General features: G+C 58.3%; 23 protein-coding genes and 1 tRNA gene. 6 read left to right on the plus strand and 18 right to left on the minus strand.

Translation table 11 applies throughout. From position 1 onward, the window contains the following. Positions 1-9: 9 nt before the first annotated feature. The 12 genes from rlmN to trmJ all read right to left on the minus strand — a co-directional run bounded on the left by rlmN (position 10) and on the right by trmJ (position 9,160). A complete protein-coding gene (rlmN, locus tag HBR94_RS21395) occupies positions 10-1,158 on the minus strand; it encodes a 23S rRNA (adenine(2503)-C(2))-methyltransferase RlmN (RefSeq protein WP_057437941.1) in 1,149 nt (382 codons plus the stop codon). A gap of 28 nt (positions 1,159-1,186) precedes the next feature. Continuing rightward, positions 1,187-1,612: a nucleoside-diphosphate kinase gene (gene ndk / locus HBR94_RS21400; RefSeq protein ID WP_017846179.1), complete on the minus strand. Its 426-nt coding sequence runs from the start codon at positions 1,610-1,612 to the stop codon at positions 1,187-1,189. A gap of 91 nt (positions 1,613-1,703) precedes the next feature. After that, positions 1,704-1,904 carry a Fe-S cluster assembly protein IscX gene (gene iscX, locus HBR94_RS21405; protein WP_057437937.1) on the minus strand — a complete coding sequence of 67 codons (201 nt, stop codon included), beginning with the start codon at positions 1,902-1,904 and terminating at the stop codon, positions 1,704-1,706. 14 nt (positions 1,905-1,918) lie between these two features. Beyond that, positions 1,919-2,260, minus strand: coding sequence for an ISC system 2Fe-2S type ferredoxin (fdx, locus tag HBR94_RS21410; protein WP_016977666.1), 342 nt, complete (start codon positions 2,258-2,260; stop codon positions 1,919-1,921). A 3-nt stretch (positions 2,261-2,263) separates the two neighbouring features. Continuing rightward, entirely contained in the window at positions 2,264-4,126 is a 1,863-nt protein-coding gene (gene hscA / locus HBR94_RS21415; RefSeq protein ID WP_057960568.1) for a Fe-S protein assembly chaperone HscA, read from the minus strand. A gap of 51 nt (positions 4,127-4,177) precedes the next feature. After that, entirely contained in the window at positions 4,178-4,699 is a 522-nt protein-coding gene (hscB, locus tag HBR94_RS21420) for a co-chaperone HscB (protein ID WP_057437935.1), read from the minus strand. Positions 4,700-4,707: 8 nt separating this feature from the next. Beyond that, on the minus strand, positions 4,708-5,031 hold the full coding sequence (gene iscA, locus HBR94_RS21425; RefSeq protein WP_010565230.1) for an iron-sulfur cluster assembly protein IscA: 324 nt from the start codon (positions 5,029-5,031) through the stop codon (positions 4,708-4,710). 28 nt (positions 5,032-5,059) lie between these two features. Next, complete coding sequence (iscU, locus tag HBR94_RS21430; protein ID WP_028617851.1) at positions 5,060-5,446, minus strand: Fe-S cluster assembly scaffold IscU; 387 nt, start codon at positions 5,444-5,446, stop codon at positions 5,060-5,062. A gap of 99 nt (positions 5,447-5,545) precedes the next feature. Continuing rightward, positions 5,546-6,760, minus strand: a complete 1,215-nt coding sequence (locus HBR94_RS21435) for an IscS subfamily cysteine desulfurase (RefSeq protein ID WP_057437931.1) — start codon at positions 6,758-6,760, stop codon at positions 5,546-5,548. A gap of 50 nt (positions 6,761-6,810) precedes the next feature. Further along, entirely contained in the window at positions 6,811-7,302 is a 492-nt protein-coding gene (iscR, locus tag HBR94_RS21440; RefSeq protein ID WP_038446306.1) for a Fe-S cluster assembly transcriptional regulator IscR, read from the minus strand. Positions 7,303-7,601: 299 nt separating this feature from the next. Further along, positions 7,602-8,387: a serine O-acetyltransferase gene (gene cysE, locus HBR94_RS21445; RefSeq protein WP_057960569.1), complete on the minus strand. Its 786-nt coding sequence runs from the start codon at positions 8,385-8,387 to the stop codon at positions 7,602-7,604. Positions 8,388-8,389: 2 nt separating this feature from the next. Continuing rightward, positions 8,390-9,160 carry a tRNA (cytosine(32)/uridine(32)-2'-O)-methyltransferase TrmJ gene (trmJ, locus tag HBR94_RS21450; protein WP_057437929.1) on the minus strand — a complete coding sequence of 257 codons (771 nt, stop codon included), beginning with the start codon at positions 9,158-9,160 and terminating at the stop codon, positions 8,390-8,392. Positions 9,161-9,305: 145 nt separating this feature from the next. Between trmJ and suhB the strand changes: the two genes are divergently transcribed. After that, on the plus strand, positions 9,306-10,121 hold the full coding sequence (gene suhB / locus HBR94_RS21455; protein ID WP_003175971.1) for an inositol-phosphate phosphatase: 816 nt from the start codon (positions 9,306-9,308) through the stop codon (positions 10,119-10,121). 203 nt (positions 10,122-10,324) lie between these two features. On the opposite strand, the gene HBR94_RS21460 is transcribed toward suhB, so the two are convergent. The 6 genes from HBR94_RS21460 to queA form a co-directional block, all read right to left on the minus strand. Further along, positions 10,325-10,867, minus strand: a complete 543-nt coding sequence (locus HBR94_RS21460) for a glycine zipper 2TM domain-containing protein (RefSeq protein ID WP_029298576.1) — start codon at positions 10,865-10,867, stop codon at positions 10,325-10,327. 123 nt (positions 10,868-10,990) lie between these two features. After that, positions 10,991-11,905, minus strand: coding sequence for a protein translocase subunit SecF (gene secF / locus HBR94_RS21465; protein ID WP_057437925.1), 915 nt, complete (start codon positions 11,903-11,905; stop codon positions 10,991-10,993). A gap of 9 nt (positions 11,906-11,914) precedes the next feature. After that, positions 11,915-13,783, minus strand: coding sequence for a protein translocase subunit SecD (gene secD, locus HBR94_RS21470; protein ID WP_057437923.1), 1,869 nt, complete (start codon positions 13,781-13,783; stop codon positions 11,915-11,917). A gap of 62 nt (positions 13,784-13,845) precedes the next feature. Further along, a complete protein-coding gene (gene yajC / locus HBR94_RS21475) occupies positions 13,846-14,184 on the minus strand; it encodes a preprotein translocase subunit YajC (RefSeq protein WP_003175975.1) in 339 nt (112 codons plus the stop codon). A gap of 43 nt (positions 14,185-14,227) precedes the next feature. Then, the gene (tgt, locus tag HBR94_RS21480) at positions 14,228-15,343 is read right to left on the minus strand and encodes a tRNA guanosine(34) transglycosylase Tgt (RefSeq protein ID WP_032858353.1); all 1,116 of its coding nucleotides are present in this window, start codon (positions 15,341-15,343) and stop codon (positions 14,228-14,230) included. Positions 15,344-15,348: 5 nt separating this feature from the next. Further along, positions 15,349-16,398, minus strand: a complete 1,050-nt coding sequence (gene queA / locus HBR94_RS21485) for a tRNA preQ1(34) S-adenosylmethionine ribosyltransferase-isomerase QueA (RefSeq protein ID WP_057437921.1) — start codon at positions 16,396-16,398, stop codon at positions 15,349-15,351. Between the two features lie 108 nt (positions 16,399-16,506). Here queA and HBR94_RS21490 point away from each other — a divergent pair. The 5 genes from HBR94_RS21490 to HBR94_RS21510 all read left to right on the plus strand — a co-directional run bounded on the left by HBR94_RS21490 (position 16,507) and on the right by HBR94_RS21510 (position 19,828). Then, positions 16,507-16,591, plus strand: a tRNA-Leu gene (locus HBR94_RS21490). 165 nt (positions 16,592-16,756) lie between these two features. Next, positions 16,757-17,998: a tyrosine-type recombinase/integrase gene (locus HBR94_RS21495; RefSeq protein ID WP_170045496.1), complete on the plus strand. Its 1,242-nt coding sequence runs from the start codon at positions 16,757-16,759 to the stop codon at positions 17,996-17,998. Between the two features lie 246 nt (positions 17,999-18,244). Beyond that, a complete protein-coding gene (locus HBR94_RS21500; protein ID WP_170045497.1) occupies positions 18,245-19,189 on the plus strand; it encodes a hypothetical protein in 945 nt (314 codons plus the stop codon). Between the two features lie 82 nt (positions 19,190-19,271). Continuing rightward, positions 19,272-19,526, plus strand: coding sequence for an AlpA family phage regulatory protein (locus HBR94_RS21505; RefSeq protein ID WP_026078127.1), 255 nt, complete (start codon positions 19,272-19,274; stop codon positions 19,524-19,526). Continuing rightward, positions 19,523-19,828, plus strand: coding sequence for a hypothetical protein (locus tag HBR94_RS21510; protein ID WP_170045498.1), 306 nt, complete (start codon positions 19,523-19,525; stop codon positions 19,826-19,828). Before HBR94_RS21505 ends, HBR94_RS21510 begins: the two co-directional genes overlap by 4 nt. Positions 19,829-20,221 lie beyond the last annotated feature (393 nt).

Genomic DNA, 20,221 nt, shown 5'->3' on the forward strand with positions numbered 1-20,221 from the left:
GATCCTCTCTCAGGTTCGTGTCGCGGCGTTCTGCGCCAGATCGCTGTCGGCGCTCAATTCGCGCACTGCGATGTAACGCTCGCTACGACGGGTGCGATCCAGCACCTGTCCTACCAATTGGCCACAAGCGGCGTCGATGTCCTCACCACGGGTGGTGCGCACAGTGACATTGAAGCCAGCCTGGTGCAGTTGATCCTGGAAACGACGGATGGCGTTGTTGCTCGGCCGCTCGTAGCCAGAATGGGGAAACGGGTTGAACGGAATCAGGTTGATCTTGCACGGGGTGTTCTTGAGCAACTCGATCATCTCGACCGCGTGTTCAACCTTGTCATTGATATCTTTGAGCAAGGTGTACTCGATGGTCAGGACGCGCTTTTCGCCCAGGGACGACATATAACGCTGGCAAGATTCGAGGAGCATCTTAAGCGGATACTTCTTGTTGATCGGCACCAATTGGTTACGCAATGCGTCATTGGGTGCGTGCAGCGACAACGCCAGGGAGACGTCGATGTGCTTGGACAGCTCATCAATCATCGGCACCACGCCGGAGGTCGACAGGGTCACACGGCGCTTGGAGATGCCGTAGCCCAGGTCGTCCATCATCAGGTGCATGGCCGCAACCACGTTGTCGAAGTTCAGCAGCGGCTCACCCATGCCCATCATCACCACGTTGGTGATGGCACGGTCGACGGTCGCCGGGACGCTGCCAAAGGATTTGTTGGCAATCCACACCTGGCCAATGACTTCGGCGGCGGTGAGGTTGCTATTGAAGCCTTGCTTGCCGGTGGAGCAGAAACTGCAATCCAGGGCACAGCCTGCCTGGGACGAAACGCACAAGGTGCCACGTTTGCCCTGGGGAATGTAGACGGTCTCGACGCAGCTGCCGGACGCCACGCGCACCACCCACTTACGGGTGCCGTCGCTGGAGATGTCCTCGCTGACCACTTCAGGACCACGGACCTCAGCAATCGCCTTGAGCTTGTCGCGCAGGGCCTTGCTGACGTTCGTCATGGCGTCGAAATCGTCGACGCCAAAGTGGTGAATCCACTTCATTACCTGACCGGCACGGAAACGCTTCTCCCCGATTGAGTCGAAGAATTTTTCCATTTCCTGTTGAGTCAGACCCAGCAGGTTGGTTTTTACAGTCGATGTAGTCATGGATTCACCTTCACTCTTAAGCCAATGCTTAGCGAGTGGTTACTTCAGTAGCTGCGAAGAAGTACGAAATTTCGCGAGCAGCAGCGGCTTCGGAGTCCGAACCGTGTACAGCGTTGGCGTCGATGGAATCAGCGAAGTCAGCACGGATAGTGCCGGCAGCTGCTTCTTTAGGGTTGGTAGCGCCCATCAGCTCACGGTTCAGAGCGATAGCGTTTTCGCCTTCCAGAACCTGAACAACAACAGGACCGGAGATCATGAAGGCAACCAGGTCACCGAAGAAACCACGAGCGCTGTGCTCAGCGTAGAAGCCTTCAGCTTCAGCCTTGGACAGTTGCTTGAGTTTCGAAGCTACAACCTTCAGGCCGGCTTTTTCGAAACGAGTGGTGATCTCGCCGATGACGTTTTTTGCAACAGCGTCAGGCTTGATGATGGAGAAAGTACGTTGAACAGCCATGGTGTAACTCCAGAAACGGTAATTTGCGAAAAATTAAACCCGCGAATTATACGCGGGTTCTTGGGTATTGCCTAACTGCGTAAGGGAGGCTTCAGTCCTGTTCTTCTTTCCAGGCAGTCTGGATCGCTTCGAGAACCTTTTCACCACCACGATCCCGCTCGTCTTCGAACCCTGGCAAAGCCATGACCATGTCACGCAAAGCTACAAAGTTCACCGAATAGGGATCCGTATCCGGATGGCCGTCGGCCAGCAGAATAGCGATTTCTTGCACATCAACCCATTTAAGACTCATGACACTTCCTTGAATCAGTGCGGCGCTTCGGCGGCATGGTTGAGCGAATACTTCGGAATTTCGACGGTGAGGTCTTCTGTCCCCACCTTGGCCTGACAGCTCAGGCGCGAAGTCGGTTCCAGGCCCCACGCCCTATCAAGATAGTCCTCTTCCAGCTCATCAGCCTCTTCGAGACTGTTGAAACCTTCGCGGATAATGCAGTGACAGGTGGTGCAGGCGTTAACACCACCACACGCACTCTCGATCTCGATATGGTTGTCATGGGCAACTTCGAGAATGGACTTGCCGGTCTCAGCCTCCACGACCATACCGTCCGGGCAATGCTCGGCGTGTGGCAGAAAAATGACCTGTGGCATCAGTTATTCCTCGATTTCATTCAGGTTGCGTCCCGCCAGGGCGGCTTTCACCGTCTGGTTCATACGACGGGCGGCAAAGGCATCGGTTACTTGTGAAAGGCGCTTGGTCTGTTGTTCGATGGCATAGCCATCGGTGCCTTTCATCAATTGGGCCAGTTCCTGCATCTGCAGGTCGATGACCAGACGCTCTTCAGCATCCAGCAGGCGCTCGCCGTCGGCCTCAAGGGCGCCCTGCACCGCTTCAAGCAGGCGCTGGGCATCGACTTGCTGCTCACGCAACACCCGGGCGACCTTGTCATCACCGGCGTACTGGAACGAATCCTTGAGCATCTTGGCGATTTCGCCGTCAGTCAGGCCGTAGGACGGCTTGACCTGGATGCTCGCCTCAACGCCCGAACCCAGCTCGCGTGCTGCCACGCTGAGCAGGCCGTCGGCGTCAACCTGGAACGTCACGCGGATCTTCGCCGCACCCGCGACCATGGCCGGGATACCGCGCAATTCAAAACGCGCCAGGGAGCGGCAGTCGCTGATCAGCTCGCGCTCGCCTTGCAGCACATGAATCATCATGGCCGTCTGGCCATCTTTATAAGTGGTGAAGTCTTGGGCGCGGGCGACGGGAATGGTGGTGTTGCGCGGAATCACCTTCTCCATCAGGCCGCCCATGGTTTCCAGGCCCAGGGACAACGGAATCACATCAAGCAGCAACAACTCGCCGCCATCGCGCTTGTTGCCGGCCAGGGTATCGGCCTGGATCGCGGCACCGATGGCCACCACCTGATCCGGGTCGATTTCGGTCAGCGGCTGGCGGCCGAAGGCGTCGGCTACCGCTTCGCGAACCCGTGGCACACGGGTCGAACCGCCGACCATGACCACCGCGCCAACTTCTTCCAGCTCGATGCCGGAATCACGTACGGCGCGACGGCAAGCCTTCAGACTACGGGCGACCATTGGCTCGATCAGCGCATCAAAGGCTTCACGGGTCAGTTGGGCCGACCAGGAGCCGTAGGAAACTTCAACAGATGCGGCGTCAGTCAGCGCTTCCTTGGCGGCGCAGGCGGTTTGCAGCAGGTTACGCTGCTCGCCCGGATCCAGGTCGGCGGACAAACCGGCACTGGTGATCATCCAACCGGCAATGGCGTGGTCGAAGTCATCCCCACCCAGGGCACTGTCGCCACCGGTGGCCAGCACTTCAAACACACCGCCAGTCAGGCGCAGAATCGAAATATCAAAGGTGCCGCCGCCCAGGTCATAGATAGCAACCAGGCCTTCAGCGTGCTGATCCAGGCCATAGGCCACAGCTGCCGCCGTCGGCTCGTTGAGCAGGCGCAGCACGTTCAGACCGGCGAGTTTCGCCGCATCCTTGGTGGCTTGGCGCTGGGCGTCATCAAAATAAGCCGGGACCGTGATGACCGCGCCGACCAATTCGCCACCCAAGGTAGTTTCTGCACGCTGGCGCAGCACCTTGAGGATATCGGCCGACACTTCCACCGGGCTTTTCGGCCCCTGCACGGTGTCGATGAACGGCATATGGGATTCGCCGCCGACAAAGCGGTACGGCAGCTGGTCACCCAATTGCTTGACGTCGGACAGCCCACGACCCATCAAGCGCTTGACCGACAGTATGGTGTTCAGCGGGTCGGCAGACGCCGCCAGCCGAGCGGACTCGCCCACTTCGATGCGGTCGGCGTGATAGCGCACGGCGGATGGCAGGATGACCTGGCCATCAGCATCGGGCAGCGGCTCGGAGAGACCGCTGCGCAGTGCGGCGACCAGTGAATTGGTAGTACCCAAGTCGATGCCAACCGCCAGGCGACGCTGGTGCGGTTGAGGACTTTGGCCGGGTTCGGCGATCTGCAGTAGAGCCATGGTAATCAGGTCTTATCTGTCTATCAGGCGTGCAATCTGTGCAGCACTGGGTTAATCGTCGAGGCGCTCTTCTAGCTGGCGCACTTCGTAAGTGAGCTTGTCGAGGAACTGCATGCGCCGCATCAGGCGTTCGGCCTGTTCACGTTGCGCTGCATCGTCCCAACAGGCTGCGAAGCTTTCGTTGAGTTCATCCTGGGCCACTTTCAGACGCCGCTTGAAGACCGCGACGCCAGCCAGATCGGCCTCGTCCTGCAAGTCTTCAAGCTCTTCACGCCACTGCATCTGCTGCATCAGGAAATCAGGGTCATGGACCGTGACTTCCAGCGGCATTTCGCCACCACCCATGGCGAGCAGGTAGCGCGCGCGTTTGGGAGGGCTTTTGAGCGTCTGATAGGCTTCGTTGAGGCTGGCTGACTGCTCCAGCGCCAGGCGCTGCTCACGCTCGGAAGCGTCGGCAAAGCGATCCGGATGCACCCCACGCGCCAATTCACGGTAGCGCGTGGCAAGCTGCTCGAGGTCCAGCCGAAAGCTCGGCTGCAGCTCGAATAAAGCGAAATGACAAGGAGTACCCACAAATAGCCTCAGATGTTGAAGCTTTCGCCGCAGCCACACTCACCGCGTACGTTGGGGTTGTTGAACTTGAAGCCTTCGTTCAACCCTTCCTTGACGAAATCGAGTTCGGTGCCGTCCAGGTAGGTCAGGCTTTTCGGGTCGATGATCACTTTCTCGCCGTGACTTTCGAACACCTGATCTTCCGCAACCACCTCGTCGACGAACTCCAGCACGTAGGCAAGGCCGGAACAGCCTGTGGTGCGCACACCCAGACGAATCCCCTCACCTTTACCGCGCCCATCCAGGGAGCGTCGCACGTGCCGCGCAGCCGCTTCTGTCATGCTGATAGCCATCGTTGACTCCTTACTCGTCGCCAAATGCTTAGATCAAGCCTTTCTTCTGCTTGTAATCGCGAACGGCCGCCTTGATGGCGTCCTCTGCAAGTACCGAGCAGTGAATTTTCACGGGCGGCAGGGCCAGTTCTTCGGCCAACTGGGTGTTGCTGATAGTGACAGCCTCATCCAGGGTCTTGCCTTTCATCCATTCGGTCGCCAGGGAACTGGAGGCGATGGCTGAACCGCAGCCGTAGGTCTTGAACTTGGCGTCTTCAATAACGCCAGCGTCGTTGACCTTGATCTGCAGGCGCATAACGTCGCCGCACGCTGGAGCGCCGACCATGCCGGTGCCCACATCAGGATCTTCCGCGTCCATCTTGCCGACGTTGCGCGGGTTTTCGTAGTGGTCGATGACCTTTTCGCTGTAAGCCATGGTACTGAATCCTCACTCATCAGGGCCGCTCTGGAACCCTGTAGAAACGCCTGCGTTTTCCGCCACGTTCCTACAGAGCTTGGGTGGCGGCTTCTATATTTAGTGTGCCGCCCACTCGATCTTGGAAATATCGACACCGTCTTTGTACATGTCCCACAGCGGCGACAGAGTGCGCAGCTTGGTGACCGCTTCGCAGACTTTCTGCGCTGCGTAGTCGACTTCTTCTTCGGTGGTGAAACGGCCGAACGTAAAGCGGATCGAGCTGTGCGCCAACTCGTCGTTGCGGCCCAGGGCGCGCAGGACGTAGGAAGGCTCAAGGGAAGCCGAGGTGCAGGCCGAACCGGACGAAACCGCCAGATCCTTGAGCGCCATGATCAGCGACTCGCCCTCGACGTAGTTGAAGCTCAAATTCAGGTTGTGCGGTACACGGGCGGTCATGCTGCCGTTGATGTACAGCTCTTCAAGGTTCTCGACCTGCTTGTAGAAGCGATCGCTGAGAGCCTTGATGCGCACGTTTTCGGCAGCCATGTCTTCTTTGGCTACACGGAAGGCTTCGCCCATGCCGACGATCTGATGGGTCGCCAGGGTGCCCGAGCGCATGCCGCGCTCGTGACCGCCGCCGTGCATGGTGGCTTCGATACGGACGCGAGGCTTGCGGCTCACGTACAGCGCGCCAATGCCTTTAGGGCCGTAGGTCTTGTGGGCCGAGAACGACATCAGGTCGACTTTCAGCTTGGACAGGTCGATATCGACCTTGCCGGTGGACTGGGCAGCATCGACATGCAGCAACACGCCTTTGGAGCGGGTCAGCTCGCCGATGGCGGCGATGTCGTTGATGGTGCCGATTTCGTTGTTCACGTGGATCACGGAAACCAGGATGGTGTCTTCACGCATCGCGGCTTCGATCATTGCCGGGGTGACGATACCGTCGGTGGTGGGCTCGAGGTAAGTAACCTCGAAACCTTCACGCTCCAGTTGGCGCATGGTGTCGAGGACAGCCTTGTGCTCAATCTTGGTGGTGATCAGGTGCTTGCCCTTGGTCGCATAGAAATGCGCGGCGCCCTTGATTGCCAGGTTGTCGGACTCGGTGGCACCGGAGGTCCAGACGATTTCACGCGGGTCGGCATTGACCAGGTCGGCGACCTGGCGACGAGCGTTTTCCACCGCTTCCTCGGCCTTCCAGCCGAAAACGTGGGAACGAGAAGCCGGGTTGCCGAAGTTTCCGTCAACCAGCAGGCATTCGCTCATCTTTTGCGCGACACGCGGATCAACCGGGGTGGTCGCTGAGTAATCAAGGTAAATCGGCAATTTCATGGACTTTCTCCTAAATCAGGCTGGCTGGCGTGCCGTTAGCTCTTCGGCTGTCACTCGACGGCGGACGCTTCAATCTTGTCCAGACGCGGCACCTTGGTGTTGCATCGGCGCTGGTCCTGACGCTGGGCTACTTCCTGCACCTCACGGCGAGTCACAAGATCAGCCAAGCTGATACCACTCAAAAACTCATGGATCTGCAGGCTCAGGTCACACCACAAGTGGTGTGTCAGACAGGTGTCGCCGGCATGGCAATCACCCAGCCCCTGGCACTTGGTAGCATCGACGGACTCATTGACCGCGTCGATCACCTGGGCCACCTGGATGCCCTGCATATCGCGGGACAACTGATATCCGCCACCCGGGCCACGCACACTGGAAACCAGGTTGCTGCGGCGCAGCTTGGCGAACAGCTGCTCAAGGTAAGACAGGGAAATGCCTTGGCGCTCGGAGATATCGGCCAGGGACACCGGCCCGTTTTGCGCGTGCAGGGCCAGATCGAGCATGGCGGTCACCGCATATCGGCCTTTTGTAGTCAGTCTCATGGACAAGTACCAAGGTGTTTCAGAATGGGAGCAAGTATGCGATTCCCGAGTATTTAAGTCAACTATAAGACCTAGTACTTTAGTCAGGAATACCCGTAAAAAGGGCGCGCGAATCATAGCAGGATGGGGTGGGATCGAACAGCAGGAACAGGGCCAGGGCTCAATCTCAAGACCAATGGAGATCAAATGGGGGAGCTGGCTTGCCTGCGATAGGGGTGGATCAGCAGCCCAAGGGGTGACTGGCAGACTGCTATCGCAGGCACGCCAGCTCCCAAAGGGCATTTTATCGGACTTAAAACCTAACCAGCCTTGGTGGCACCGGCCTCATCCTTGATCTCGGCGAAGTCCTCTTCGCGCAACTCAGGGAGATCTTTCGCACAGTAAGGACTACCCAGATCCTTCAGCGCGCCGCACATGCCATCCAGCTTGCCATCCACCGCCTGCAGGTGGTCGAGCAACTGGCCGATGGCGCGAGCCACTGGGTCCGGCATGTCTTCGCTGACGCCATAGGCGTCGAAGCCAATCTTCTCGGCCATGGCCTTGCGCTTGGCCTCCTGCTCATCGCCGACTTCCGGCTTGACGATGATCCGCCCAGGAATGCCCACCACGGTTGCGCCCGGAGGCACCGCCTTGGTCACCACCGCATTGGAACCAACCTTGGCACCGGCACCCACGGTAAACGGCCCCAGCACCTTGGCGCCCGCCCCCACCACTACGCCGTTTTCCAGGGTTGGGTGACGCTTACCCTTGTTCCAGGTGGTACCGCCCAGCGTCACGCCTTGATACAGGGTCACGTCATCACCAATTTCGGCGGTCTCACCAATAACGATGCCCATGCCGTGATCGATGAAGAAGCGACGACCGACCTTGGCCCCTGGATGAATCTCGATCCCGGTCAGCCAGCGACCAAAGTTCGACACCAGCCGCGCCAGCCACTTCCAGCCCATGCCCCACAAGGCACCGGACAAGCGGTGAATCCAGATCGCGTGCATACCCGGGTAGCAGGTCAGCACTTCAAAGGCGTTGCGCGCCGCCGGGTCACGGTGGAAAACACTCTGGATATCTTCTCGCAAACGCTCGAACATTTTTAATCCTTCCGCTTAAGAAGCTCGCCACGGGCCGCTTTCTGGGTTTCCGTGAGGATGCCACGCAATATATTCATCTCTGCCCGGCTGACCGAGCTGCGCCCATACAGCCGGCGTAGGCGCGCCATCAAGTGCCGCGGCTTTTCCGGATCAAGGAATTCGATGGCCACCAGGGTTTGCTCCAGGTGTTCATAGAACCGCTCCAGCTCATCCATCGTGGCCAATTCACCACTTTTGGTGGATGCAACCTCATCCTTCTCCATCTTGCTCGGCTGGCCTTGTGCTGCCAGCCAGGCCATGCGCACTTCATAACTCAACACCTGCACGGCTGCCCCGAGGTTCAGCGAGCTGAATTCAGGGTCTGATGGAATGTGCACGTGATAATGACATCGCTGCAGCTCGTCATTGGTCAGGCCGGAGTCTTCACGGCCAAATACCAGAGCGATTTCAGCACCGCCAGCAGCCTCTTCGACCACTTTGGTCCCGCACTCGCGGGGATCGAGCAGCGGCCAGGGGATGCGCCGGTCACGAGCACTGGTGCCGAGCACCAGGTTGCAACCGACCAGGGCGTCTTCCAGGGTGGCGACGACCTGGGCTTTTTCCAGGATGTCATTGGCGCCTGAGGCACGAGCGTCGGCTTCGTGGTGCGGGAACACCCGTGGCTCCACCAGCACCAGGCGCGTCAGCCCCATGTTTTTCATGGCCCGCGCCACCCCGCCGATATTGCCGGGGTGACTGGTATTGACGAGGACGACACGAATGTTTTGCAGCAAGGGAGGCGCTCTCGGACATGGGAAAGGGGGGGAAATATTACAGAACAGCCTAAGGTTATGCCATGAAAGCGAACGTCGTCCTTCACCTGAAGAAAGTTTCTGCTAGAATGCCCGGCTTTCTTTAACAACCTTAGGTGACACATCCATGCAGCCCATGCTGAATATCGCGCTGCGCGCCGCCCGCAGCGCCAGTGAATTGATCTTCCGCTCCATCGAGCGCCTGGATACCATCAAGGTCGACGAAAAAGACGCCAAGGATTATGTATCCGAGGTGGATCGCGCCGCCGAACAGAAAATCATCGACGCCCTGCGCAAGGCCTACCCTACCCACGGCATCCTCGGTGAAGAAACCGGCCTGCACAAAGGTAGCGGCGAAGGCGAAGACTACCTGTGGATCATCGACCCACTGGACGGCACCACCAACTTCCTGCGCGGCATCCCACACTTTGCCGTGAGCATTGCCTGCAAATACCGTGGCCGCCTGGAACACGCCGTCGTGCTGGACCCGGTTCGCCAGGAAGAATTCACCGCCAGCCGTGGCCGTGGCGCCCAGTTGAACGGTCGTCGCCTGCGTGTCAGCGGTCGCACCAGCCTGGACGGCGCCCTGCTGGGCACCGGCTTCCCGTTCCGTGACGACCAGATGGACAACCTGGAAAACTACCTGGGCATGTTCCGCGCCCTGGTTGGCCAGACCGCCGGCATCCGCCGCGCCGGCGCCGCCAGCCTGGACCTGGCATACGTTGCCGCCGGTCGTTTTGATGCGTTCTGGGAGTCGGGCCTGTCCGAGTGGGACATGGCCGCAGGCGCCCTGCTGATTCAAGAAGCCGGCGGCCTGGTGAGCGACTTCACCGGCGGTCACGACTTCCTGGAGAAGGGTCACGTGGTAGCAGGCAACACCAAATGCTTCAAGGCAGTCCTGACGGCGATCCAGCCGCACCTGCCGGCTTCGCTGAAGCGTTAAGCGAGCGAGCACAAAAAAGCACCCCTCGGGGTGCTTTTTTTATGCCTGGGATTTGGGCATGCCTCGCTTTCAGCGACAACACAAATCAAATGTGGGAGCGGGCTTGCCCGCGATAGCGGAGTGCCTGGTTAGACACATTTGACTGATTCACCGCCATCGCGGGCAAGCCCGCTCCCACATTTTGAGCTGCGCCAGGCTTGGGATTACTGTTGATTTTGGCCCAAAATCAAACGCCCTTCTTTATCCACTGGGATCTGGCTACCCGGATCGCGCTCCATGCGCACCGATCCTTCCTTGCCATCCAGGTTGTAACGCACGTCATACCCGACAACCTTGTCGCTAATGTCGTTGACGGTATTACAGCGCGTCTGGGTGGTGGTGTAGGTATCACGGTTCTGCATGCCTTCCTGAACCTTGTTACCGGCATAACCACCACCGACTGCGCCGGCTACGGTGGCAATCTTCTTGCCTGTACCGCCACCGATCTGGTTACCCAGGAGGCCACCTGCCAGGGCGCCGACCACGGTACCGGCGATTTGATGCTGATCCTGCACCGGACGCTGCCGGGTTACGGTGACGTCCTTGCAGACCTCACGCGGGGTTTTGATCTGGGTCTTGACCGGCTGCACTGCCAGCACTTGCGCATACTCAGGGCCGCTTTTTACCAGGCTGTAGGTGGCGACAGCACCCCCGGCAGTCACACCGACAGCACCCAATACCGCACCAACCAGTAACGACTTGTTCACGTGAACCTCCTGACCATCACAAGCGGACTGAAACGTCCGCGCTATACCCAGCCTTGGAGCAAAAAAAAAGGCGCGAGTTCAATACTCGCGCCTTCTTTGTAACAGCCGATCAACAAGCACCCATCAAGGGCGGTCGTCGATCTCCTTGTCTGTCGCAACAGGAGGAATCAGGTCTTCGCTGTTGAGGTTCAGCCAGATCAGCACCACGTTGGCGATGTAGATCGACGAGTAGGTGCCTGCCAGGACGCCGATGAACAGCGCCAGGGAGAAGCCCCACAGGTTGTCGCCACCGAAGATCATCAGTGCGGCAATCGCCAGCAAGGTGGAGATCGACGTCGCCATGGTACGCAGCAGGGTCTGGGTGGTGGAGATGTTGATGTTCTCGATCAACGTCGCCTTGCGCAGCACCCGGAAGTTCTCGCGAACCCGGTCGAATACCACGATGGTGTCGTTCAAAGAGTAACCAATGATCGCCAGCACCGCCGCCAATACCGTCAGGTCGAAGGTGATCTGGAAGTACGCCAGGATACCCACGGTCACGATCACGTCGTGGATCAGCGAGACAATGGCACCGACGCCAAACTTCCACTGAAAGCGGAACGCCAGGTAGACCATGATGCCGGCCAGCGCCATCAGCATGCCGAGGCCGCCCTGGTCGCGCAGCTCTTCACCCACCTGCGGGCCGACGAACTCGACGCGCTTGACCGAAGCCGGGTTGTCGCCACCGACCTTGAGCAAGGCCTCGGCCACCTGGTGACCCAGTTGCGGGTCTTCACCGGGCATCCGCACCAGCAGGTCGGTGGTCGCACCAAAGCTCTGCACGATCGCCTCGTTATACCCGGCCTCGTTTAGCTGGGCACGCACCTTGGTGACGTCGGCCGGTTTCTCGTAGGTCAGCTCGATGAGCGTACCGCCGGTGAAGTCCAGGCCGTAGTTCAACCCCTTATGGAACCAGCTGAACAGCGCCAGGACGGTAAGGAGCACAGTGACGCCGAACGCAACGTTGCGAACGCCCATGAAGTTGATTGTACGTAACATGGCAGCCCCTTAAATCCACAACTTCTTGAAGTCACGCCCGCCAAAGATCAGGTTGACCATTGCGCGGGTCACCAAAATGGCCGTGAACATCGAGGTAAAGATACCGAGGGACATGGTCACCGCAAAACCCTTGACCGGGCCGGTGCCCATGGCAAAGAGAATCCCGCCGACCAGCAATGTGGTCAGGTTGGAGTCGAGAATCGCGGTAAATGCCCGGCCGAAGCCTTCGTTGATTGCCCGCTGCACGCTCATGCCCGCCGCGATCTCTTCACGAATCCGCGAGAAGATCAGCACGTTGGCGTCTACCGCCATACCCATGGTCAGCACGATACCGGCGATACCCGGCAGGGTCAGTGTAGCCCCCAGCAGCGACATCAGGGCCAGCAGCATCACCATGTTGCCCGCCAGGGCTACGGTGGCGATGACGCCGAAGAAGCGGTAGATGGCAATGATGAACAGCGAAACGAACAGCATGCCCCACAGCGCTGCATCGACACCCTTGGTGATGTTGTCAGCACCCAGGCTTGGGCCAATGGTGCGCTCCTCGGCGAAGTACATCGGTGCGGCCAGGCCACCGGCACGCAACAGCAGCGCCAGTTCGGAAGACTCACCCTGGCCGTTCAGGCCGGTGATGCGGAATTGAGCACCCAGAGGCGACTGGATGGTCGCCAGGCTGATGATCTTCTTCTCTTCCTTGAAGGTCTGTACCGCCACGTCTTTCTCGACGCCATTGACCATTTGCTTGGTGTAGGTGGTCACCGGGCGTTGCTCGATGAAGATCACCGCCATGCTGCGACCGACGTTGCTGCGCGTGGCGCGGTTCATCAGTTCGCCACCATGACCATCCAGACGGATGTTCACTTCAGGCGTGCCGTGCTCGCCGAAACCAGCCTTGGCATCCGTCACCTGGTCACCGGTGATGATCAGGCTACGCTCGATCTGCGCGGCCGGGCGGTTGCCCTCGCGGAACTCGAAGGTTTCGGAAGTTGCCTTGGAAGCACCCGGCTCGGCCGCCAGGCGGAACTCCAGGTTGGCAGTCTTGCCGAGGATGCGCTTGGCTTCAGCAGTATCCTGCACGCCCGGCAGCTCAACCACGATGCGGTTGGCACCCTGGCGCTGAACCAGAGGCTCGGCCACACCCAGCTCGTTGACGCGGTTACGTACCGTGGTCAAGTTCTGCTTGATGGAGTATTCACGGATTTCCGCCAGCTTGGCCGGGGTCATCGCCAGACGCAGTACCGCCTGACCATTGAGGTCGGCCGGAACAATGTCGAAATCGTTGAAGCTTTTGCGGATCAGTGCACGGGCCTGTTCGCGGCTTGCTTCGTCAGCAAAACCCAGCTGGATGGCACCATTGAGCTGCGGCAGGCTGCGATAACGCAGGCGCTCTTTACGCAGCAGGCTCTTCACATCGCCTTCGTAGACTTTCATGCGTGCGTCGAGGGCTTTGTCCATGTCCACTTCCAACAGGAAGTGCACACCACCGGACAAGTCCAGACCCAGCTTCATGGGATGCGCGCCAATGCTGCTCAACCATTTTGGCGTGGTCTGAGCCAGGTTCAGTGCAACGACGTAGTCATCACCCATGACCTTGCGCACGACATCCTTGGCCGGCAATTGGTCTTCTTGCTTGGTCAGGCGCAGCAAACCGCCCTTCGCATCAGCTGCCAATGTTGCCGCTTTAACCTGGATACCCGCGTCGATGAGCGCCTTGCTCGCACGGTCCAGGTCAGCCTGATTGACCTGCAGCGAAGTGCTGGCACCGGTGATCTGGATCGCCGGGTCATCAGGATAGAGATTGGGAGCGGAATAAATAAAGCCGATCGCCAGCACCGCCAGGATCAGTACGTATTTCCACAGAGGGTATTTGTTCAGCATCACGCCGCCCGCTTATGACGCGGGGCGCCTTGCGCGCCCCGTCGATTGGTAAAAGTTGTTACTCAGATCGCTTTGAGCGTGCCTTTTGGCAGCGTGGCGGCGATGGCGCCTTTCTGGAACTTCATTTCAACGGTGTCGGAGACTTCCAGTACCACGAAAGCATCGGAAACCTTGGTGATCTTGCCAGCGATACCGCCGGTGGTGACCACTTCGTCGCCTTTTTGCAGGCTACCCAGCAGGTTTTTCTGCTCTTTGGCGCGCTTGGCCTGTGGGCGCCAGATCATCAGGTAGAAGATGACCAGGAAGCCGACCAGGAAAATCCACTCGAAACCACCGCCCATAGGACCGGCAGCGGCCGGTGCAGCGGCGTCAGCCATAGCGTTAGAGATAAAAAAGCTCATTTAGCACTCCAGTTGCAAATAGTGAATCTTAGGGTCGGGAAACTCAGTCCAAGGGCGGCACGGGCAGCCCGCGCTTGGCATAGAAGGCATCGACAAAGGCGGCCAATGTACCCTGTTGAATAGCCTCGCGCAAACCAGCCATCAGGACTTGGTAGTGACGCAAATTGTGGATGGTATTCAACATGCTACCCAGCATTTCCCCGCATTTGTCCAGATGGTGCAGATAAGCACGGGAGAAGTTCTGGCAGGTGTAGCAATCACAGGTGGGATCCAGCGGCGAATCATCATGGCGATGGAACGCGTTACGGATCTTCAGCACGCCTGTATCAATGAACAGATGCCCATTGCGGGCATTACGGGTTGGCATCACGCAATCGAACATGTCCACACCGCGGCGCACACCCTCTACGAGATCCTCTGGTTTGCCAACGCCCATAAGGTAACGAGGTTTGTCAGAAGGCATCAGGCCTGGCAGGTAGTCCAGCACCTTGATCATTTCATGCTTGGGCTCGCCCACCGACAGACCGCCAATGGCCAGGCCGTCGAAGCCGATCTTGTCCAGGCCTTCCAGCGAGCGCTTGCGCAGGCTTTCGTGCATACCGCCCTGAACGATACCGAACAACGCCGCCGTGTTGTCGCCGTGGGCATTCTTCGAGCGCTGGGCCCAGCGCAACGACAGCTCCATGGAGATCCGCGCCACGTCTTCATCGGCCGGGTACGGCGTGCACTCGTCAAAAATCATCACAATGTCGGAGCCCAGGTCGCGCTGGACCTGCATCGACTCTTCCGGGCCCATGAACACCTTGGAACCGTCCACCGGCGAGGCAAAGGTCACGCCCTCCTCCTTGATCTTGCGCATGGCGCCCAGGCTGAACACCTGGAAACCACCGGAGTCAGTCAGGATCGGGCCTTGCCACTTCATGAAGTCATGCAGGTCGCCGTGCTTCTTGATCACTTCCGTGCCCGGGCGCAGCCACAGGTGGAAGGTGTTGCCAAGGATGATCTCGGCGCCGGTGGCGACGATGTCACGCGGCAGCATGCCCTTGACCGTGCCGTAGGTGCCGACCGGCATGAACGCCGGGGTCTCCACGGTACCGCGAGGGAAGGTCAGGCGGCCGCGACGGGCCTTGCCGTCGGTGGCCAATAATTCAAACGACATACGACTCATAGTTGTTCCTCTGGGCCGCGCGGCGCCGGATTACGGGTGATAAACATCGCATCACCGTAGCTGAAAAAGCGGTATCCATTGTCAATGGCTGCGTTATACGCGGCCATTGTTTCGGGATAACCCGCGAAGGCCGACACCAGCATCAACAGCGTGGATTCCGGCAAATGGAAGTTGGTGACCAGGCAGTCGACCACATGAAACGGCCGGCCTGGATAAATAAAGATGTCGGTGTCGCCACTGAACGGCTTGAGCACGCCATCGCGCGCCGCGCTCTCCAGGGAGCGCACGCTGGTGGTGCCCACTGCGACCACCCGCCCACCGCGCGCCTTGCAGGCGTTGACCGCGTCCACCACGGCCTGGCTGACTTCCAGCCATTCGCTGTGCATATGGTGATCTTCGATGTTCTCCACACGCACCGGCTGAAACGTCCCGGCCCCCACGTGCAGGGTCACATAGGCAGTCTCGACACCCTTGGCGGCAATCGCATCCAGCAGCGGCTGGTCAAAATGCAACCCGGCCGTCGGCGCGGCGACGGCGCCGAGGCGTTCGGAGTAAACCGTCTGATAGCGCTCGCGGTCCGAGTCTTCATCGGGACGGTCTATATAAGGAGGCAACGGCATATGGCCGACACGCTCCAGCAGCGGCAGCACTTCCTCGGCAAACTTGAGCTCGAACAGCGCGTCATGGCGCGCGACCATCTCGGCCTCGCCACCGCCATCAATCAGAATGCTCGACCCCGGTTTCGGCGACTTGCTGGAGCGCACATGGGCCAGCACACGATGGCTGTCCAGCACCCGCTCGACGAGAATTTCCAGCTTGCCGCCGGAAGCTTTCTGGCCAAACAGCCGCGCCGGAATCACCCGGGTATTGTTGAAGACCATCAAATCGCCTGGGCGCAAATGCTCAAGCAAATCAGTGAATTGACGGTGTGCAAGGGCACCGCTGACCCCGTCCAGGGTCAACAGTCGGCTGGCGCGACGCTCGGCCAAAGGGTGGCGGGCGATCAGCGAATCCGGGAGTTCAAAAGTAAAGTCAGCAACGCGCATGATGGGGTTCGTCTAGCAGGGCCGGGAAGTCTAGCGGAAATAGTGAAAATAGACCATGAAACGTGATTGACCAACGGTAATCACCTCTCTATACTTCGCCGCCATTGAGCCCTGATGGCGGAATTGGTAGACGCGGCGGATTCAAAATCCGTTTTCGAAAGGAGTGGGAGTTCGAGTCTCCCTCGGGGCACCATATAGCAGTATCTGAAAGTCTCTACCAGACTCTCAGCAGCAGAGAAACCGGCCACTTGAGCCGGTTTTTTTGTGTCTGGCTATCTACCTCTGTATCCCCTTATCCGTTGTATCCCTGTATCCCTGCTTGTATCCTGAGAAAAATACCTAACTTTGGGATACAAGGATGAAGCGCGCAGATATCAAGCGCCGCCCTCTCGCCGATACGACGCTTGCAGGGCTGGAGCCGGAGTCAAAGGAATACCGGGAGCTAGACGGAAACGGCCTCTACTTCAGGGTCAAACCTGATGGTGGTAAATCCTGGCAGCTCCGCTACAAACGTCCGGCAGGCAATTGGGCTTGGATGGGGCTCGGGGGTTACCCAGAGGTCAGTGGTGCGCTGGCAAGAGACAAAGCTGCCGATCTACGCAAAGTAGTGAGTAGCGGCGCCGATCCCCTTGAGCAGAAACGATCCGCTAAAGCTGCAATCGATGCGGCCAAGGCCCGAACGTTTAGAGCTGCTGCTGAAGCTTGGCTCAAGGCCAAGGAAGAAAAGGGCCTCGCACCCTCCACCCTTCACAAAATTCGCACCTACCTCGACAAGGACATACTCCCAGCATTGGGAGATAAGCCCCTCGACGAAATCACCCGTACCGACTGTGCAGATCTCCAGGCATCCCTCGAAGCCAGAGACGCTCACAACGTGGCAGAAAAGTGCCGCACCTGGATCAACCAAATCTTCGGCAGAGCGATTGGTTTAGGACTCACCGAAAACGATCCAGGTAGCCGCCTTCGCGATATTGCCGCCCAGGCACCCAAGACTCAGCAGCATCCACACTTGCTAGAGCCTGAACTGGCTGAGTTCCTCCAAGCACTCAAAAACACTCCGAGCAGACTGACGGCACGCACCGCCGCATGGCTTTGTATCTGGACGGCTTCCCGACCAGGCATGGTTCGCTTGGCTGAATGGAAAGAGTTCGACCTTGAGAAGGCAATTTGGACGACGCCTGCTGCCAAGATGAAGATGCGCCGGGATTTTGTATGCCCCCTTCCCCATCAAGCAGTTACAGCTTTGAGGGATCTGCACAGTTTAACGGGGCGGAGTCGTTGGCTTTTCCCCGGTGTAGGAGCGAAGAACCCAACCATCAGCGAAAACACAATCAACAAAGTCTTCGCAACCATCGGCTACAAAGGTCGTCTCGTAGGCCACGGCACTCGACACACCGCGAGCACGTTACTTAGAGAGCATGGCTGGCCGAAGGAACATGTTGAAGCGCAGCTGGCTCACAAAGAGGAAGGCATTTCGGGGGTATACAACAAGGCTCAATACTTTGAGCAACGTGTAAAAATGATGCAATGGTACGCCGATCATCTTGATTCTCTAGTGGCCGGAAATGTAGTGCAAGGCCAGTTTGGGAAGGCCGTGTGAAGGCGTTAACCCTACACCCCCTCAAAAATCGTGTTACGGGTGTTACGCGTGTTACGACTACCAATAACCCATTGTATTTATTAAACATATTGAGCGTTACACGCACTGCAAAGCTTCTGAGCACCACGTGTTACATCGAGCAGTCGTGTTACAGAAAGGCCGCACCCGCAACCCTGCTGGCATCGGCGTTTCCGTTTGCGAATCGCTGTAACAGCCTACCGGCTTCGGGGCGGCGGGGAGATTTAGATGGACTTTGAGCGGGGCATCGAGGCAGAAGAGCTCGAACTCGAAATCGCAGGTTTCGACGTAACGTGCATGGTGTGGGATCAGGACGACGTCGAGGCAGCCGTTCGCAATCTTGCTCTGTTTCCGCAGTTCAAAGAACACTTCAAAGGTGCCTTCGATCTGATCAACACCGCCACATCGTTCTGGCTTGAGGAGGGTTCCTACTCCCCAGGTGCAGAATCGATCACACGAACCCTTTACTCCGTACGTGATGCCATCTACGACCATGCCGACTCTGCGGAAGCAGGCTCATTGCCAAGCGTGATTCGAGGACTCCTTCGGCTCAGCCGTTCCGCAGCAGACTCACAGCTCGTGGCTACCTACGCCCTGGTACTTGGAACGCAGGCCGTTGAGAAGCTCGCAAATTGGCTATTCGACCTTGAACTCGCGACCTACGACATTGATGCAGACCTGATAGAGCAACTGAGACACGACTCACCCCGCCAGTACCTTGCACTGATCGAAAAAGAGCGGGACCGTAGTAGCGGAAACGAAATCCGAGCTCGAGAAGACTTCGCTACGTTGTTAGGTGAGGCGAACCAGGCGTTGTTGATGGCGAGTCTTTATCGCCAAGTGGAGCAGATTGATGTGTTTAAAAAAGGCTTCAATACATCAAGCCTGATGCATCGAATTCTCGACGATGCCTTGTCGACAAAGGCGACGAGAAGGGGCCAGGAAGCAGGTAATGGGAACCGCAATCCCAACTCAGCGATACAGACCTCCGCTACGAATAGGCGGGCAAAAATTAAGGCAGCCGCAGAGCAAATCATTAGCGGCCGGAAAAGTGAAAAACGAAGTCTGTCCGATGCTGAACTGACCAATCTGCTTTTCGACCAAGCAGGCAACGGCACGAAAAAAACCATTCGAGAGCACTTAGCCGCTCTGGGCCTTAGACCTCTGAAATAAAAAAGGGAGCGGACACAGTCCACTCCCCCTCCCCTGCGTAGCGTATGACCCGTTGTCTCAATTAACAAAGGGTTAGCTCGCTATGACTACCGTATTAAAAGCAATTCCCTCGCATGATCCCTCCATGACCCTCATCCGCATGCCCGAGGTCATTTCAATCGTAGGGCTCGCACGCCCGACTATCTACAAGCTGATGCGTCAACCAGAAAGCGGATTCCCGTTGCCGGTAAAGCTGAGTAACAGCAATGCACGAAGTGCTCCGGTTGCGTGGGTATTGGGGGAAGTTCAGGCATGGACACGGGCACGCATCGCTGCCCGCGATCAGGTGGCAGCATGAAAAATCGTGTCGCCAACAGGGCCATCTTGCAGCCCTTTTCTGTACTTAGAAAAGTCGGGTTCTCATCACGAGGTATGCAGCGTTTCGAGCGCCACCGCACAGAGCAAAAACGCCTTAACCGGGACGTAATGGTAATGCGATGGGCAGATGGCATCTGGTGCGCACTATCAGTTCCCTGCCAAGCCCCGCGAGCAATCATCGTCGACGAAGGCCAACAAATCGACGCCTACGAGGATGCACGCGCCTGCCTCGAAGGCGACCTGCTGCCCTTTGTCTCCCTTCGCTGGGAAGTCCATGCCTGAAACGAAAACGCCCCCGGCGGCAACCGGAGGCGTTGAGGTAAATCTACATGCCTAATCAATTTATGCCGCATCGAAAAAATCCGCAAGCGATCCACACAGTTGCACTTTCAAAAAACGGGCGTTACTCTCTGGCTGTCGCTGCAAATTCAGCGACCGGGTTTGGCGACCCGATCTACAATAGGCGCACAGGCGCCCCCATTACGATTGCAGGCGCTTTTTTTGTGCCCGCATTCACGCGTTATGGCGGCTGTGCGTGGGAGACCTTCGGGTCTGCCGGGTTCCTATTGTCCCGGTTCGCCAACCTGCGCACAGCTGCCACCCTAATTCGTTTGGCGACGAAGTGTGGCAGCTCCTCAACAATAGGAGTTTCGCCCCATGCACGCCCTCAATCCG

Origin of the sequence: Pseudomonas sp. WS 5412 (genome assembly GCF_012985615.1) — a bacterium.
Taxonomy (GTDB): domain Bacteria; phylum Pseudomonadota; class Gammaproteobacteria; order Pseudomonadales; family Pseudomonadaceae; genus Aquipseudomonas; species Aquipseudomonas shahriarae.

Bases quoted from the DNA above. Each gene is read 5' to 3' on its own strand.
- fdx (WP_016977666.1), bottom strand. From the start codon at position 2,260: ATGCCACAGGTCATTTTTCTGCCACACGCCGAGCATTGCCCGGACGGT.
- HBR94_RS21510 (WP_170045498.1), top strand. From the start codon at position 19,523: ATGAAAAATCGTGTCGCCAACAGGGCCATCTTGCAGCCCTTTTCTGTA.
- queA (WP_057437921.1), bottom strand. From the start codon at position 16,398: ATGCGCGTTGCTGACTTTACTTTTGAACTCCCGGATTCGCTGATCGCC.
- suhB (WP_003175971.1), top strand. From the start codon at position 9,306: ATGCAGCCCATGCTGAATATCGCGCTGCGCGCCGCCCGCAGCGCCAGT.
- hscA (WP_057960568.1), bottom strand. From the start codon at position 4,126: ATGGCTCTACTGCAGATCGCCGAACCCGGCCAAAGTCCTCAACCGCAC.
- iscU (WP_028617851.1), bottom strand. From the start codon at position 5,446: ATGGCTTACAGCGAAAAGGTCATCGACCACTACGAAAACCCGCGCAAC.
- secF (WP_057437925.1), bottom strand. From the start codon at position 11,905: ATGTTACGTACAATCAACTTCATGGGCGTTCGCAACGTTGCGTTCGGC.
- iscA (WP_010565230.1), bottom strand. From the start codon at position 5,031: ATGGCTATCAGCATGACAGAAGCGGCTGCGCGGCACGTGCGACGCTCC.
- HBR94_RS21435 (WP_057437931.1), bottom strand. From the start codon at position 6,760: ATGAAATTGCCGATTTACCTTGATTACTCAGCGACCACCCCGGTTGAT.
- rlmN (WP_057437941.1), bottom strand. From the start codon at position 1,158: ATGACTACATCGACTGTAAAAACCAACCTGCTGGGTCTGACTCAACAG.
- ndk (WP_017846179.1), bottom strand. From the start codon at position 1,612: ATGGCTGTTCAACGTACTTTCTCCATCATCAAGCCTGACGCTGTTGCA.
- HBR94_RS21500 (WP_170045497.1), top strand. From the start codon at position 18,245: ATGGACTTTGAGCGGGGCATCGAGGCAGAAGAGCTCGAACTCGAAATC.
- iscR (WP_038446306.1), bottom strand. From the start codon at position 7,302: ATGAGACTGACTACAAAAGGCCGATATGCGGTGACCGCCATGCTCGAT.
- HBR94_RS21505 (WP_026078127.1), top strand. From the start codon at position 19,272: ATGACTACCGTATTAAAAGCAATTCCCTCGCATGATCCCTCCATGACC.
- tgt (WP_032858353.1), bottom strand. From the start codon at position 15,343: ATGTCGTTTGAATTATTGGCCACCGACGGCAAGGCCCGTCGCGGCCGC.
- cysE (WP_057960569.1), bottom strand. From the start codon at position 8,387: ATGTTCGAGCGTTTGCGAGAAGATATCCAGAGTGTTTTCCACCGTGAC.
- HBR94_RS21495 (WP_170045496.1), top strand. From the start codon at position 16,757: ATGAAGCGCGCAGATATCAAGCGCCGCCCTCTCGCCGATACGACGCTT.
- secD (WP_057437923.1), bottom strand. From the start codon at position 13,783: ATGCTGAACAAATACCCTCTGTGGAAATACGTACTGATCCTGGCGGTG.
- yajC (WP_003175975.1), bottom strand. From the start codon at position 14,184: ATGAGCTTTTTTATCTCTAACGCTATGGCTGACGCCGCTGCACCGGCC.
- iscX (WP_057437937.1), bottom strand. From the start codon at position 1,904: ATGAGTCTTAAATGGGTTGATGTGCAAGAAATCGCTATTCTGCTGGCC.